This is a genomic window from Streptomyces sp. A5-4, from assembly GCF_051131715.1.
Lineage (GTDB): Bacteria > Actinomycetota > Actinomycetes > Streptomycetales > Streptomycetaceae > Streptomyces.
Map to the genome: position 1 here is coordinate 8,618,187 of NZ_CP178591.1, position 14,266 is coordinate 8,632,452.

General features: G+C 69.3%; 14 protein-coding genes. 7 read left to right on the forward strand and 7 right to left on the reverse strand.

What is annotated here, in order from left to right:
- Positions 1-879: 879 nt before the first annotated feature.
- Positions 880-1,740: a hypothetical protein gene (locus tag ACLLJJ_RS40225; protein ID WP_434599748.1), complete on the reverse strand. Its 861-nt coding sequence runs from the start codon at positions 1,738-1,740 to the stop codon at positions 880-882.
- Between the two features lie 191 nt (positions 1,741-1,931).
- Between ACLLJJ_RS40225 and ACLLJJ_RS40230 the strand changes: the two genes are divergently transcribed.
- From ACLLJJ_RS40230 to ACLLJJ_RS40245, 4 genes are all read left to right on the forward strand, one after another.
- Positions 1,932-2,201 (forward strand): LacI family DNA-binding transcriptional regulator, encoded by a 270-nt coding sequence (locus ACLLJJ_RS40230; protein ID WP_434599750.1) that lies wholly within the window; start codon positions 1,932-1,934, stop codon positions 2,199-2,201.
- Positions 2,202-2,364: 163 nt separating this feature from the next.
- Positions 2,365-2,787 carry a hypothetical protein gene (locus tag ACLLJJ_RS40235; protein WP_434599752.1) on the forward strand — a complete coding sequence of 141 codons (423 nt, stop codon included), beginning with the start codon at positions 2,365-2,367 and terminating at the stop codon, positions 2,785-2,787.
- A 212-nt stretch (positions 2,788-2,999) separates the two neighbouring features.
- Entirely contained in the window at positions 3,000-4,010 is a 1,011-nt protein-coding gene (locus ACLLJJ_RS40240) for a WHG domain-containing protein (protein ID WP_434599753.1), read from the forward strand.
- A 222-nt stretch (positions 4,011-4,232) separates the two neighbouring features.
- Positions 4,233-4,697 carry a GNAT family N-acetyltransferase gene (locus tag ACLLJJ_RS40245; RefSeq protein ID WP_434599755.1) on the forward strand — a complete coding sequence of 155 codons (465 nt, stop codon included), beginning with the start codon at positions 4,233-4,235 and terminating at the stop codon, positions 4,695-4,697.
- A 432-nt stretch (positions 4,698-5,129) separates the two neighbouring features.
- On the opposite strand, the gene ACLLJJ_RS40250 is transcribed toward ACLLJJ_RS40245, so the two are convergent.
- Complete coding sequence (locus tag ACLLJJ_RS40250) at positions 5,130-5,522, reverse strand: PPOX class F420-dependent oxidoreductase (protein WP_434599757.1); 393 nt, start codon at positions 5,520-5,522, stop codon at positions 5,130-5,132.
- Positions 5,523-5,794: 272 nt separating this feature from the next.
- On the opposite strand from ACLLJJ_RS40250, the gene ACLLJJ_RS40255 reads away from it, so the two are divergent.
- The gene (locus ACLLJJ_RS40255) at positions 5,795-6,670 is read left to right on the forward strand and encodes an NAD(P)-dependent oxidoreductase (protein ID WP_434599759.1); all 876 of its coding nucleotides are present in this window, start codon (positions 5,795-5,797) and stop codon (positions 6,668-6,670) included.
- Between the two features lie 16 nt (positions 6,671-6,686).
- Here the strand turns inward: ACLLJJ_RS40255 and ACLLJJ_RS40260 are convergent, their stop codons facing one another.
- Both ACLLJJ_RS40260 and ACLLJJ_RS40265 read right to left on the reverse strand, forming a co-directional pair.
- Entirely contained in the window at positions 6,687-7,010 is a 324-nt protein-coding gene (locus ACLLJJ_RS40260; protein WP_434599760.1) for a DUF7677 family protein, read from the reverse strand.
- Positions 7,011-7,567: 557 nt separating this feature from the next.
- On the reverse strand, positions 7,568-8,770 hold the full coding sequence (locus ACLLJJ_RS40265; RefSeq protein ID WP_434599762.1) for an erythromycin esterase family protein: 1,203 nt from the start codon (positions 8,768-8,770) through the stop codon (positions 7,568-7,570).
- Between the two features lie 61 nt (positions 8,771-8,831).
- Between ACLLJJ_RS40265 and ACLLJJ_RS40270 the strand changes: the two genes are divergently transcribed.
- Positions 8,832-9,560 (forward strand): TioE family transcriptional regulator, encoded by a 729-nt coding sequence (locus ACLLJJ_RS40270; protein ID WP_434599764.1) that lies wholly within the window; start codon positions 8,832-8,834, stop codon positions 9,558-9,560.
- 509 nt (positions 9,561-10,069) lie between these two features.
- On the opposite strand, the gene ACLLJJ_RS40275 is transcribed toward ACLLJJ_RS40270, so the two are convergent.
- Together ACLLJJ_RS40275 and ACLLJJ_RS40280 are read right to left on the reverse strand one after the other, a co-directional pair.
- Positions 10,070-12,064 (reverse strand): ABC transporter ATP-binding protein, encoded by a 1,995-nt coding sequence (locus ACLLJJ_RS40275; protein WP_434599766.1) that lies wholly within the window; start codon positions 12,062-12,064, stop codon positions 10,070-10,072.
- Complete coding sequence (locus ACLLJJ_RS40280) at positions 12,061-12,420, reverse strand: hypothetical protein (RefSeq protein WP_434599768.1); 360 nt, start codon at positions 12,418-12,420, stop codon at positions 12,061-12,063. Before ACLLJJ_RS40280 ends, ACLLJJ_RS40275 begins: the two co-directional genes overlap by 4 nt.
- Positions 12,421-12,887: 467 nt before the next feature.
- Between ACLLJJ_RS40280 and ACLLJJ_RS40285 the strand changes: the two genes are divergently transcribed.
- Positions 12,888-13,277, forward strand: coding sequence for a hypothetical protein (locus ACLLJJ_RS40285; protein WP_434599771.1), 390 nt, complete (start codon positions 12,888-12,890; stop codon positions 13,275-13,277).
- Between the two features lie 292 nt (positions 13,278-13,569).
- Here the strand turns inward: ACLLJJ_RS40285 and ACLLJJ_RS40290 are convergent, their stop codons facing one another.
- Complete coding sequence (locus ACLLJJ_RS40290) at positions 13,570-13,986, reverse strand: STAS domain-containing protein (RefSeq protein WP_434599773.1); 417 nt, start codon at positions 13,984-13,986, stop codon at positions 13,570-13,572.
- Positions 13,987-14,266: the final 280 nt, after the last annotated feature.

Genomic DNA, 14,266 nt, shown 5'->3' on the forward strand with positions numbered 1-14,266 from the left:
CGCCCGGGACCTCGACGCGAACCTGGTCCAAGTGACTCCTGGTGCGGTCATTCGCGAGTTCACGGAGACCGGATCCGGGGCCCTGCTCGTGGTGGTCTCGGCTCGGGGGAACTTCGCGCCTCGGAGGCGTCCTGGGCCCTGACGCCCGGTTCGCTCGCCTGGCTTCCCGCCGGCACGGTTTGTTCGGCGCGCGCCGGTGACCAGGGGCTCACGTGCGCTGCCGCGCACCGCCGTCGCCCGCCTCTGACCATCAGCCCGGTATCGGGTGGCGACGGTGGTGAACCGGCCTGCCTCCTGGACCGGGTCTGCGTCGAATGCGGTCGCCTCGCCACTGAACGCGACGCCCGCCACTGCAACTGCTGCGGCTCCCGTCTGCCTGACTGAAACGACGGCCGGCGGCACACCATGCGCTGGACCACTGGACCGACGGGACCGCTGCACCCCTGGGCCGGCGGGCCGGCGGGCCGGCGCGGAAGTCGCTCGGCGGCGCCACCGCGGTGGTGACGGTCCACGGGCCCTTGTCGAGCCAGGAGTCGGCCTGCTCGGTCAGGGACTTGAGCGACTTGCCCAGCTTCGGGTCGCCGAGCGCGAGCCCGGTTACGGGCCTCCAGCAGGCTCTTGCCTTCGATGACAGGTGTCTTGGGGATGGCCAGGCTCTGGTGACGCACAGAGTCGCGATGCTCGTGTGCGTCCGTGGAGGCCGCGGCGGGCGATGTCGACAGCTGCCGATGAGAGTGGTTCACGAGGGAACGGCGATGAGGGGCGGTGCGGCGGTCGCTGGGCGCAGCCCTTCGCCAGGCGGGGCGGGCGGCGTACCGGCGCGTCAACGGGTCCGCCTGCGCGCCGGTCGGGGCTCGATGCCGCAGAGCAACCCCGGGGTCAGTCCTCTGTCGAGGGCTGCCGACGGAGAGTGGCATCGATGGCGAGAGCGGTATGCGCCGCGGAGAGGAATTCCGTTCGGGCCTGCCAGAACGCCAGTCGACGCTCGGAGAGTTTCGACAGGAGCCGCATCCCGTAGGGGCCCTCTCCGGCCGGGCGCAGGCTGCCCAGCAAGGCCGCGGCGTGGGCGGGCCGGACGCCGGGGCAGGCGCCCAGGGCGTTGGCGAACGCCTCACGCGCGGCGCGCAGTTCCCGCGTCGCTTCGGTGCCCGCAGGGCGCTCGCGGAGCAACCCCTCAAGCCGGGTGAGCGCGGCCCGGGCGTTCGTCCCGGGTGTGGCGGCGCCGGCGGGGAAGCCGCCCTCGGCCGTGCGGAGCCCCTCCAGGAAGTCCAGGCCTCCGAGATAATCGGCGCATCTGGCCATGGTCCGCTGCCAGTCGGAGAACCGGTCCGCGCTCGCCTCGGCGGCCGCGGAGGCTTCCGCGGGGCCTTCGAGTTCGACCACCGCGAGGGCGTCGCGGATCTCGCCGACCCGGCCGAGGAGTGAGGCGGAGCACTCGACCACGCTCCGTGTCGAGTTCCCGTCGAAGTCGTCGGCCGAGTGGGCGGCCTTGCCCAGCGCGGAGAGGAAGGCGGCGTACGCGTCCCGGCGCAGCGACATGCGCCACTGCTCGTGGGCGGCCCGGGACGTATCCACGGCGGCGCGGTAGGTGGCCTCCGCCTGGGCGAGCCCGGCGCGATGAGTGGCCTCGGCCGACCGCAGCGCGGCCTTCACCTGCCAACGCACCGCCAACACGGTGGCAGGTATCGCGATGAGCGCGACAACAGGCGCCGCGACAGCGCCGATCCCTGCAAGGTCCATGGGGCGTCATTGTGCCGTAGACCCAGGGCGCTCAAGGCGGTTGCGCAAGATCGATACGGCTGCAGGGCGTGCGGAATGCGTGGATCTGGCCGGTGCCTCGGCCGAATCTTCCCAACCCTGCTGGACAAGTTGCGTACGTATTTTGCGTACTTGATCTCTCTTTTTGCAGAGATCTTTGTAGGCTGGTCCCCGTGACGAAACGACGACTCTCCCAAGTGGCCGAGCGTGCCGGTGTCAGCGAGGCGACGGTGAGCCGCGTGCTCAACGGCAGCCCCGACGTGGCGTTCATGGTGGCCACCGACCCGCCGCTGACCACCGCCAGGCAGCCGATCCAGGCCATGGCCTCGGCCGTCGTGGCCTCCCTGTGGTCCCAGATCAACGGCCATGCGCAGACGGCCGAGTTGATGATGCTCGACACCGAACTCATCGTGCGCGGTTCGACGGCGTCGCGGCCGCGGTAACACCGCCCGCGCCCCCTGCGCCGCCGTCACAGCCTCGAACGGCGGCGCAGTTATTGATTTTATGCGCAGACTGATTGACGTCTTGCGTAACAGGCTTCTACCAGCGCAGCTCGAAGCGTTCGGGGCCCGTCGGTCCCGTCGATCCCAGGGAGGCGCGATCCGCATGGATGGCACGCACGGCATCACGAGGCGTCAGATACTCGGCTCGGCCCTGGCCGGTGCGCTGGCGCTCGGTCGCACGGCCTGCGGGGACTCGTCCGCGCCGTCGGGGGCGGACAGGGACGGTGTGGTGACGGTCATCGTGAACGGCATGCCCGCCAAGACTCAGCCGGTCGACCGCAAGAACTTCGCGGAGGACGTCAAGGCGTTCGAGGCGAGCCATCCGAAGATCAAGATCGACGCCCGAGAGGGCCAGATGGATCCGAAGACCTTCTCGGCCAAGCTGGCGGGCGGCCAGCTGGAGGACGTGTACTACGTCTACGTCACCGACCCGGCCGGGCCCATCGCGCGCCGCTCCGCCGACATCGACCAGCTGCTCGCCACCGTGGCGAAGAGGGCCGACTCCATCCTCGCCACGGTGAAGTGACATGGCGGCTCAACCGCCGGCCCCGGCCCTTTCGAAGCGGGCGGCCGATCCGGCCGGGCTCCGGAAAGCGGCGGCAAGGCACGGCCACACCCGGCCGGCGGCCGAGTGGCACGCCCTCCAGGCTGCGTCGACGGCTGCGCGAGAACCTCGTCGCGTACCTCTTCCTCGCCTCGGGCGTCCTGTGCTTCGGGCTACTCCCCTGGTATCCGATCGTGCGCGGCGTACCGCTGGGCTTCCAGCAGGTCACCTTCGCCCATCCCGCGCAGTGGGTGGGACTGGACAACTTCCGCCGCCTCTTCGACGACCCGCTGTTCCTGACCGCCTGGCAGAACACCGGCTGCTTCACGCTGCTGGCGCTGGTATTCGGATTCGCCGCGCCGTTCGCCACCGCTGTGGTGATCAATGAGCTGCGCCACGGCCGCTCCTATCTGCGCATGACGGTCTACCTCCCCGTGATGCTGCCGCCGATTGTCACCATGCTGCTGTGGCGATGGTTCTACGATCCTGGGCCCGGCCTGTTCAACAGCGTGCTGGAGGTTCTGCACCTGCCCGCCCAGCAGTGGCTGGAGTCGGAGTCCCTGGCGATGGTCTCCCTGGTCCTCGTCTCGACATGGGCCAACATGGGCTCGACCACGCTGATCTACCTCGCCGCACTCGGCGGGATCCCCGGCGACCTGTACGAGGCGGCCGAGCTCGACGGCGCCTCCATCCGGCAGCTGCTGTGGCACATCACCATTCCGCAGATGCGCTTCATCCTCATGATCACCCTGCTCCTGCAGGTCATCGGCACCATGCAGGTGTTCGTCGCCTTTCGCGCAGCCGCCGAGCCAGGGGCCGACGTTGCCACGCTGGCGCACGCCCTGCGCGGCTGGGCCCTGGACGACCCCCATCGGTACCTTCTCGTCTACGGCACTCCTGTCCCCGGCTACCACGCGCCCGATGACGTCACAGCCATCTCGACCCGGATCATGACGACCCTGCTCGACGCCTGTGGCACGTCGGCCCGGGACAGCCCCGCAACGGCCCTCGCCACGCACCTCGCCGACCATCGGCAGTGGGCGAACGGCCACCAGGCCACGCCCGCGGTACTCCACCGTGCCCTGACCGTCTGGACCCGGCTGCACGGCGTACTGTCCCTGGAACTCGCGGGCCACTTCACCGGAATGGGCTTCGACCCCGCGCTGCTCTTCGCGGCCGAACTGGACGAGCTACAGGCGCACTGACCACACGGCGCCCGTCCCGCGTGCGCCCTCGGTCTGACGAGGGCGGTCCCGTGGCCGGGCGCCCGGTCCGGTGGTGACCGCTCTTCCGCGGCGGCGCGGCCTGCCGTCGACCCGCGCCTTCGAGGTTGCTGGTCGACCTGCTCTGGCTGAGCTTTCCAGTCCGGATGGCCATGGGAATGTCAGCCGCATAGCGGACTCGATCGACCGGCTTACGCTTCCGGCATGACGAGCACGCTCCGTCTGGAGAAGATCACCGCAGACAACTTCGACACCGCCATCGCTCTGCGAGTCCGTCCCGACCAGGAGGACCTGGTCGCACCGGTCGTGAAGTCGCTGGCCGAGGCATACGTCAATCCCGGCGTGGCCTGGCCCCGCCTCATCCTTGACAGTGACCGGCCCGTCGGCTTCCTCATGGCGTTCTTCGATATCGACTGGACCGGGGACGCTACCGACCTGCGCTCCGGCCTGTGGCGTCTCAACATCGCGGCCGGTGGTCAGGGGAGGGGATACGGCCGCTTCGCGGTCGAGTCCGTGGCTGCTGAAATCCTCCAGCGCGGTGGCACACGCTTGACCACCACCTGGCACCCGGGGGAGGGCGGCCCCGAGGGCTTCTACCTCGGGCTCGGATTCAGGCCGACGGGCGAGACCAGCGGGAGTCAGACAGTCGGTGAGCTGGATCTGCACTAGCGGTGATCGGTTTCGGTGAGCGGCAGGGCGCGGTGGCGGCCGGTCATGTCGGCGCGGCTCGCCGGCCTACTGCCCAGGCACGGCTCCCCTCCGGAGCCCTGTCGGGAGCGAACCGCGCACCGCTTTGTCAGGAGGCAGGGCGAGCGCTCTCCCTGGGACGGTCGGACCGGTGGCCGCGTGATGTCAGTGCTCCCTGCCATCCTGGACGGAAGTCCGGCGGTGTCCATCTCCCGAAGCCGATGCCACCGCCGGGCTGCCCGCGCGTACCCCAGGCAACGCATTTGGCCCGGGGCGTCTCTCATGGCGGGCCACGAAGGCGGCGGCGGCACCGCCCGGCCACTGGGAGGCTCGGCGCGCGCCACACCATCCGCCCAGGTGCGCTCCATGCCAGGAGACTCGCTCCGCCGTATGATCCGTCCCCTCTGTCGGCAACTACCGGCTGGGCAGCGTGAGTTCGTAGTGCAGTGTTGTCCAGCGCTTCCTGCGGTGCATGAACGGGACCAGAACTCCGTGCAAGAGCGGGTACTTGCTCGCGAGGGCGCGTCGGGCATGGGCGGCTTCCTCGTCCTTGAGCAGCGTGGTCCGGGCGTGGATGGACGGCCCGGTGGGCTTTCCCTTCATGGTGGACGGAGCGATCTCGACGCCGGGGTTGTTCCGCATGCGCTTGGACTTCCAGGCCGCGTCATAGGTCCGGATAAAGGCACGGCCTCCGTCGACCGCGATGCTCACGGGAGTGCCGACGGGCGTTCCGTCCCGCTTGTAGGTGGTGAGCAGAATGGTCTTCTGCCGGGTGAACGGCTCAAACGGGGAGGGAGCGTTCGTCATCGGATGCCTCCGGTGTTCGTCGCCCGCCGGGGTGCGGGCTTGATGCCAGTACGACGAAGCGAGCGATCCCGTTTGTGACATGGATCGGCGCGGGGTGTGGCGCCTGGGCTCCGCAGGGGTGCGAGGCGGGGCTGCCGCGGGCCGGACGTCGACGGAATGCCGGCGACCGGACTGCGTGGGCGCCGAAGATCGCATTCGCTCCGGGCCCGTCCTACCGGTGGCACTGCTGTGCCTTCGGCTTTGCGTGTGCTCGAAGCCGTAGCGTGAGCGGCATGGAAAACACGCTGTCAGTGGCCGTTCTGGGGACCGGGACCATGGGTGCCGCGATGGCACGCAACCTTCTGAGTGCCGGACACGATGTCCGGGTGTGGAACCGCACGCGCGCACGCGCGGAACCCCTTGCCGAACGCGGTGCGTACGTGACCGGTGAGCCGGCCGACGCGGTGCGCGGCGCCGATGTCGTGCTGACCAGCCTGCTTGACGGGCCGTCGGTCATGGACGCGATGCGGGCTGCCGCATCCGACCTGGGCGAGGGCGCCGTGTGGGTTCAGACGAGCACGGTGGGCCCCGACGCCCTGGCGCCGATGGCCGCATTCGCGACCGAGAGGCGCGTACTCCTGATCGACGCACCGGTCCTGGGGACGAAACAACCGGCTGAGCAGGGGCAACTGCAGATCCTCGCCGCCGGCCCCCTGGCCGCCCGCCCCCGTGCCGAGCAGGTCTTCGACGCGATCGGCAGACGTACGGTGTGGCTCGGCGAGGACGCGTCGGCCGGGGCAGCCAGCAAACTCAAGCTGGTCTTCAACGGCTGGGTACTGACCGTCATCAACGGCACCGCGGAATCGCTGGCGCTCGCAAAGGGTCTGGGCGTCGATCCGCAGGACTTCTTGGACGCGCTGGAGGGCACTGCCCTCGATTCGGCGTATCTGCGGATGAAGTCGGAGGCCATCCTGAGCGGTGACTACACCCCGAGCTTCACTGTTTCCAACGTGCTCAAGGACGCCCGCCTGATCGGGGAGGCGGCACAGACGTCCGGGGTGCGGCTGGACCTGCTGCCTGCCGGAGCCGAGCGACTGGCCCGCGCACAGGCACAAGGGCACGGTGGCAAGGACGCGGCGGCCTCCTACCTGGCGAGCTTCGAGGACTGAGGAGAATTCCCCCGGCTCAGGGGCCGTGCAGCTCGGTCTCCCACGCCTCGAACGGAGGCTCCACCTGGTACCCGGGGTCACAGCGCCTACGGATCCACTGGGCAGCGCGGTACTGAGCGGCGCCGTCGTTCGTCGTCTGCCCGTGATCATCGATTTCAAGAACATTGGCGAAGATCGCGAAAACCATCTCGAGGTCCGATCCGAATGTGAGCAAGTGGGCGCGATAGTCGATCCCCTCCAGCAGATCGGCGTCCAAGGTGCCGTTGCCCAAGCAGAAAGCGAAGAGCCGGAGAGCGGCCCGCACGTCTGTCGGAAGGTGGGTCACGAGATCATTTTCCATCCACCGATTTTCGCAGCGACGCGGACCGGCTCAGCGGCCCACCCCACCCCCTGGAAGCGTCACCGACCACGTACTCATGTGCTGGACAACGCCCGCATCCACCGCGGCCTACTTCTTCTGCGGGGACGGCACGAGGAACGGGTGCCCATCGGACTTCATTTGCTCTACCGTCCGCCATGAGCAACGGAGTTGGACCGCGTCGAGCGGATCTGGCGGTCGGTGTCTGTGAGGGACGGCCCGTCCGCGCCTCCACCACGCGGGCCCAGTGCGACGGTTGGTCCGGGGCAACTCGGCGTACGCCCCACGTGAGAGCGGGCGACGAACCTGAATAACGCTCTTCTTCTGCTGAGATATCCATGCCAATCCGGACGCGGCCCTGATGAATCGCCTAATTCGGGCAACGCACCCGGACTTACTATGTGGACCGTGCGGCATGTTGTGCATACGGGTGCGCCCCCGTCAGGTGCGGCTGCGCACCCGCGGGGTGCTGGGACGGGCGGACGGAGCCGGGATCCGCCGGGGGATATGCGGCACGGTGGGCACGCCGCATCTCTGCATTAGTCCTCCGGAACGTCCTTGATGAACACGATCCCGTCGTTTGTGGCCAGGTGCGCCGGGTCCAAGGGGAAGTAGCCGAAATAGGGGGACACCCGGGGGGCGGGCGGCGTGTCAGCGAGGGCGTTGGCGAGTCGGGGGGCGTCGACGACGTAGCGGTCCTCTGGGAGCGCGTACAGAAGTCCCTCGACCGTGTCCGGCGACGGGATGTTCACCCCCTGGTGTCGCATCGTGCCCAGGGCCATGGCCAGGAAGGCGTAGCTGTGGCCCAGTTGGGCGCTTACGAGCGCGCCGGCACTCCACCACTCCAGCGGCAGGTCACCCATCCGCATCGTGCTCTTGGCCCGTTGGAGGTGGCCGTTGTGGGCATGGACGAGTGCCGGACCCCGTTCGGCGACGGCGAGCAGGTTGTCGGCCATCATCTGGTCCCGGAGGCCCACCAGTCGCGTCATGCGGCTCGGTGAGGTGTCGGCCATCCAGGAGTGGTAGCGCAGCAGGCCGGTGGCGGTGCGTCCGTACAGGCGCGCCCGGTCGAGGTCGTCCCGCGAGGTCGCCGTGATCAGGTGTGGCGTCTGCGCGTCGAGCAGCGCCACCAGATCATCGGCGATCAGCCGCAGTTCCTTGGCCTCCATCGACTGCCCCACGGACTGGGCCGGGTCCATCATCGCGGCGGGATTGGTCCACAGGTCGTCGGCGCCGAGCAGGCGGTCGAGCGTTTCCGCAGCGCAGGGGAGCAGACCTGTGTCCACCAGCGCCGCGAGGTAGTCGTGGAGCGCGGCGAGGGCCTGTCGGGGGCTCGCGGCGCCGGTGATCTCCAGCGGGCCGTCGAAACCGGCGAAGCGGAGCTGCTCGGAGGTGGGTCGGCCGTTGTTGAACGCGCGCATCCAGCGCACGAGTTCGCGGTTGGCCGCGGAAGCGCCGAACCCATGGCTGATTCCGCGGTCCATGACCTCGTCGAGGGTGCCGTTGCCCGAAGTGACGTAGTCGTCCACGACCAGGCCCATCATGCAGTCGCTCTCGATCATGATCGTCCGGTAGCCCTCCTGCTCGACGAGCTGCCGGAAGAGCTCGTTGCGCAGATTGAGGGGGGTGTCCACACCGTGGGTGGGCTCGCCCAGGGCGAGCAGCCGTGGCCGGGCCGGGAACAGCTTCATGACGGCGGAGGCCTCGACGGCGTGGGTGATGTCCTTGATGTCTGTAGCCATGCCTTAAACGGTATCGTTGAACCTTCGGTTGAAACTTTTCCGCGATACGGGCAGGTACAGCGTGAAAAACCTTCAAACCGGCGAGCGGCTCAGGCCGATTGACCTGGCGCGTGCGCACGGTCTGTCCACACAGGCTGTCAGGAATTACGAAGAGGCCGGTATCCTTCCGCCCGCCGGGCGGACACCGCATGGCTACCGCACCTATACCCCGCTGCACGCGCGTGCCCTGCGCGCGTTCCTCGCCCTGATACCCGGGCACGGCCACCGGACGGCGGCATCGATCATGCGTGCGGTGAACCAGGGCGCGGTCGACGAGGTCTTCCGTCTCATCGACGAGAGCCACGCCCAACTCTGTGAGGACCGGCAGACCCTGCAGGCAGTGGAGAGCGCCCTCCGTGACCTGGAGCCCAGTCTGGCGGCCGAGCCCGACAACGTGTCCAAGCCGGGCAGCACGTTCATTGGGCCGCTGGCAGGGAAGCTCGGAATCCGGCCCGCCACGCTGCGCAAATGGGAGCGTGCCGGGCTGGTGCGCCCGCGCCGCGACTCGCAGACCGGGTACCGGGTGTACGACGAGGCCGACGTGCGGGACGCCAGACTGGCCCGTCAGCTGAGGCGGGGCGGTTATCTGCTGGAGCAGATCGCCCCGCTGATCGTCCAGGTCCGGACGGCCGGCGGGCTGGAGCCACTGGGGGCGGCCCTGCACGACTGGCGCGGGCGACTGTCCGCCCGGGGGCGCGCGATGCTGGCCGGTGCCGCCGAGCTGGAAGCGTACCTGCGCGAGCGGGGATGAGACCGGCCGCCGGTGGAGACGAAACCGCCCGTGCCCCGGCCCTCGACGCCATGGCCGTGGGGCTGAAACGGGCGCCTCGACGGGCTGTTGCGCGGCGGGTCACGGGTTGCTGCTCGGCCAGACTGGCGGATCTTCGGTGGCGGGCGGTGTGACCGGCTGCGCGACATCGGGGCGACTGTCCAGGCCGGGCAGGGCGAGGCAATCCGCCCTCGATCACCCGGGTGCGCTGGTGATCGAGGGCGGCCCGGGTGCCGGAATGACAGGGGTGCGTCGCACCGCGTCGCGTACCTGCCGTCTTGCCCCAGCGGAGGTGGATGGGGTGGATGGAGAACGACATGGTGTGCTCGTGGTTGGGCGCGACCCGGCACTCGTGAACCACACCAGCCACCGTTTGCCGTCGCCGGGTGAGTCCGACGTGCTGCCGGTCTCGAAGGGGGCGGGGAGCCTCCGCCCGGGAGATCCGGCGGCGGTGAGGGAGGACCGCACGGTGGTCCTCCCGGTGGGCCGGATCAGGAACGGTCCGGGACATGCGGGGCGCTGGGGTGCGGCACCGCGGCGCGGAAGTCCGGTGCGTACTGCGCGGCTTGTGTACGGAACATGGCCGCGTAGCGCCCGTCGGTGGCGATCAGTTCGTCGTGGCTGCCGTGCTCGGTGAGGCGGCCCTGGTTGAGTACGTAGATGGTGTCGGCATGACGGACACCGGACATGCGATGGGTGACGAGGACGACCGCCCGATGTGCGTCGGCGAGCCGGCGGATCCTGTCGAAGGCGGCGATCTCGGCCTCGGGGTCCAGGGCGGAGGTGGGTTCGTCGACGATCAGCACGCTGTCGGCGGGGCAGGTGGCGGTACGCCAGTGCGTGCGGGCCAGCCCGATCTTCTGCCACTCGCCACCGGACAGCTCCGAGGCCCCGCGGAACATCCTGGCCAGCAGGGTCCGTAGCCCGTGGGGCAGCGTCGCGATGACGGGAGACGCTCCGGCGTAGTCGACCGATGGCTGCAACTCCTCGTGCTCGGCTGCCCGGTCGGGGCGGCCGATGCGGATGTTGAGGGCGGCGGTCACTGGCCAGCGCTGGAAGTCCTGGGTCAGCAGGGCGACGCGGCTGAACACCTGGGCCCGGTCCAGTCCGGACAGCTCCGCTTCGCCCCAGTGCACTGTGCCGCTGTGCGGCAGCAGCAGGCCGGCGAGGACCTTCATCAGAGTGCTCTTGCCCGAGCCGTTCTCGCCCACCACGGCGGTCACCGAGCCCATGGGAAGAGTTAGGGAGACTCCGTCCAGGGCCGGAGCGTCACGGTCCGGGTAGCGGTAGGTGACCTTGTCGAGGACGACCCGGTCGATGTGCGCAGGGAGCTGCTTGCCGCCGGTGGGGATGGCTCGCCGCGCCGCTTCGACCAGAAACCGGTCGTGGTCCTGCACGTACAGGGACTCCTCGTGCAGCTGGTTGATGTTCATGACCAGAGCGCCCAGGCTCGCCGAACCGGACCGCACCGCGATCACGGCAGTGCCGGCGACAGCGAGACTCATGTGCCCGGCCAGGACCAGCCAGACCATCACCGCATAGGTGCCGACCATCGCCAGGCCGGACAGGGCAGCGGCCACCAGCTCGGTGACGGCTTTGCCGTTGGCGAGCCGCGTCTGCTCGGCCTCGGCGCTCGCGGCCATGTCCCGGTACTTCTCCAGCAGAAATGGGCCGACCGCGTGGATCCGCACCTCCTGGGCCGCGCTGCGCTCGGTGAGAAGATTCCCGATCAAGCGGCTGGCGCGCAGATGCTCGACCCAGGTCATGACGGACACGTAGCGCTCCTGAGCCACCCGCATCGCTCCCCAGCCCCGTGGCGCCGCGATCAGCAGCAGCATCGGCAACAGGGTGGGGTGCAGAACAGTGAGAACGCCTGCGGTCGCGATGAGCGAGATCGTGCCGTTCAGGGCGGCGACGCAGGCGCTGATCATGCGGCGGGCGGAGGCTGCGCCCTGCTGTGCGACATCGATCAGGCGCCGGAATTCCGGTTCCTCGATGGCCTCCAGCTCCACCGCGGTGGACGCCGCCAGGTATTCGGTGGTCGCGATGCGCTCAACCAGCGGCTCCAGGCGCCCTGCCCTGGACGTGGACCAGCCGGCGAGGCCCGCGTTCACCACGGCGACGATGGCGCCGACGATCAGAGCCGGTAGAGCGGCGTTGAGCCGTTCGACCGGCGCACCACCGCCGAGCAGGGCATGCATGACGGCATTGACCGCGAGCAGGCTGACGGCCGCCGCGATGCCCTGTCCGATCTCGCTGATCCCCACGGCCAGCAGCGCCGACCGGTCGGCCACCCAAGCCCGGCGCAGCGTTCCGCCGATCAGCCGCGGCATGGCGCGGATGGCGGTGACCATGGTCAAGTCCAGCCAAGCGCGCTCGTGTTCGGCCCAGCCCGTGTCGTAACGGAGGGGGCCGCCGAACAGTTCGTCCTCTGCTGTCGAGACAGTCGGCTCGCCCATCGTCACCCGACGGAAATACCTCTTCATGCGGCGCCTCCACGGACCGGATTCGGCGAGCTCGGCGGCAGGTACGGGAAGGACTCGGTGAGCCCGCGCGAGACGGCCGCTGCCCAGTGCGCTGCCTCGGCCGTCGCCAGCAGTACCGCCGTGGCACACACACCGGTGACCAACTGGCCTTCCAGCAGCAGAAGAACGGCTCGACGGCCGAGATCCCGCAGCGTTCCGGCCAGGTGGCGCCGAACGGACAGGTGCCGCATGTGGAGCCCGCGGAAGGAGACTTCACCGAGCGGACGCACGGAGCGTTCCGCCGTGGCCGCGATCTCGGAGTGCGATGGTGGCGGGAAAGTCGAGGCTTGTACGTCGGTGGCGGCGATTGAGGTCAACTGCCCTCCCATTGAGTGTTGTTGCGCCCTCTGTTGGGTGCACCGTGGTCAACGGTGGGGGCAGCGATATCGAACACACGTGTTTGAGACAGAGCGGATTCCGCGGGCGACCGCGAGGCGCGCAAAGTGTGGGGTGCATCCACCCTTGGGGCGTACGGAGCGGCGCCGGCGGGGTGATGGCCGAAACGCCGCGGCCGATGCGTCTGTGGCAGATGGGATTCACCGGGATTCGTGGAGAAAGCCCCGCCGCGCATCAAGTCCTGGCCCCGGATAGTCGCCGCATGCGAGAACTGGACCCCTGCCCGCAGCCGCGTCACGGACCCCTCAGGGGGCCGGACTGTCGGATCAAGACACTGAACAGTGAGGAGGCAAGGCAGCGACGCTCCTGCTGGCTTGTGGCGGATCCGAAGGACGGCCAGGGCGACGCAGCGTGAGGTGTCCACCAGGTGCGGTCTATGCTCCACCGCATGAAGCTGCTGCTGACCCGGGAGAGCGTCGCCATGGGCGACGACGTGAACGCGCCCCACGAGCAGCAGAAGGAGTTCCCTGACGACCTCGCCATCGGTGAGGCGATCGCTACGATTATTGCGGACGGTTACCTCCCGCGGATCGCCGGCGGCTGCGCGACCTGGGTTCTCACGATGAGCGGGGCCACCTCGTCGGCCGTCGTGGCCCAACAATGGGAGAGGCCTCTCCTGCTGGTCGCCGGCCAAGAACCTCTGGGGTCTCTCGCAGGCCCGGATCGTGGCGAGGTGCGCTGGCATTTCCGCTACCTCGCCCAGCAAGACCCGGACGTCGTCTACCGCAGGCTGTCGGAGACCGAGGCATCGCCCGGTCCGACAGATCAGCGTGGATGAGTGGTTGATAGGGCCCTGTGCGATGGGGACCTCGTCGTGATGATGCCGATGTAGGGGGAGCCCGGAGCCGGATCCGGACGTTGGTGCGGCAGCGGCAGCGGCAGCGGCGGTCGCGACGCGGCGGGGCGGGGCACGTTCAGGACCTTTGCGGTATGTGGGCGAGCATCGGTCGCGCAACGAACTCAGCTCCGCGAGCGCACGGTTGAACGCGCGCCCGGACAGCCGCCCGGCGAGCACCACGTGCGCCACGGCACCGCGACGGCGCCGCCGAGCGCGGCGGACGGCCGCCCGGTCACACCGCGGTGCCTGCCGGCGCGGGACGCGAAGGCTCGTCGGCGGGCGCCGATTGCGGGGTTCTTTCCGCTGTGGTGACGGAGGCCTCCAGGAGCCGGATCACAGCGGCGGAGCACGCCGCCAGATGCAGCAGACGTCCCTCGCGTTGCCATCCCTCCAGCAGACGCAGGAACGCCGAATCGCAGAAGGCGACCCGGGAGGTGTTCAGGACGAGAGCGGTGTAGCCGGTGGCGGCGGCCAAGGCGAGGGTCTCCGCGACCTGCTCGGCGCCGAAGTGGTCGATCGCGCCCCTGAGGTGGACGAGCAGCGTCGTTTCCCCCAGATCGGCGCATGAATGAACGATTCTGCTGCTCGGCTGGATGTCCGCATCCGCGCGATGCCCGGTGAAAGCAGCGGGAGCGGATCCACTGGGCATCGGACTGGTACTTGAGGTGCTCACACAGCCATCAACGCCTTGACGGCGTCCGGAGAGACGAGCCGCGCGCGTCTTTCACCCCTTACGGGCCAAGCAACTCCTCGTGAGGGGGAACTTCCTACTCGGACGGGTCATCAGTCGAACGGTAGCCCCGGAGCGCCGAGGGGTTCGGCGCTCGGCGGTGTGCCGGGCGTGTGGTCGCCGAGCCGCGGGTGCAGACACCGTGAAGCGTTCGGGGACCGTTGCGCCAGGCCTCACCCAGGCTGATCCCGACCGCGTC

Bases quoted from the DNA above. Each gene is read 5' to 3' on its own strand.
- ACLLJJ_RS40225 (WP_434599748.1), bottom strand. From the start codon at position 1,740: ATGGACCTTGCAGGGATCGGCGCTGTCGCGGCGCCTGTTGTCGCGCTC.
- ACLLJJ_RS40235 (WP_434599752.1), top strand. From the start codon at position 2,365: ATGGATGGCACGCACGGCATCACGAGGCGTCAGATACTCGGCTCGGCC.
- ACLLJJ_RS40245 (WP_434599755.1), top strand. From the start codon at position 4,233: ATGACGAGCACGCTCCGTCTGGAGAAGATCACCGCAGACAACTTCGAC.
- ACLLJJ_RS40250 (WP_434599757.1), bottom strand. From the start codon at position 5,522: ATGACGAACGCTCCCTCCCCGTTTGAGCCGTTCACCCGGCAGAAGACC.
- ACLLJJ_RS40255 (WP_434599759.1), top strand. From the start codon at position 5,795: ATGGAAAACACGCTGTCAGTGGCCGTTCTGGGGACCGGGACCATGGGT.
- ACLLJJ_RS40260 (WP_434599760.1), bottom strand. From the start codon at position 7,010: ATGGAAAATGATCTCGTGACCCACCTTCCGACAGACGTGCGGGCCGCT.
- ACLLJJ_RS40265 (WP_434599762.1), bottom strand. From the start codon at position 8,770: ATGGCTACAGACATCAAGGACATCACCCACGCCGTCGAGGCCTCCGCC.
- ACLLJJ_RS40275 (WP_434599766.1), bottom strand. From the start codon at position 12,064: ATGAAGAGGTATTTCCGTCGGGTGACGATGGGCGAGCCGACTGTCTCG.
- ACLLJJ_RS40285 (WP_434599771.1), top strand. From the start codon at position 12,888: ATGAAGCTGCTGCTGACCCGGGAGAGCGTCGCCATGGGCGACGACGTG.
- ACLLJJ_RS40290 (WP_434599773.1), bottom strand. From the start codon at position 13,986: ATGCCCAGTGGATCCGCTCCCGCTGCTTTCACCGGGCATCGCGCGGAT.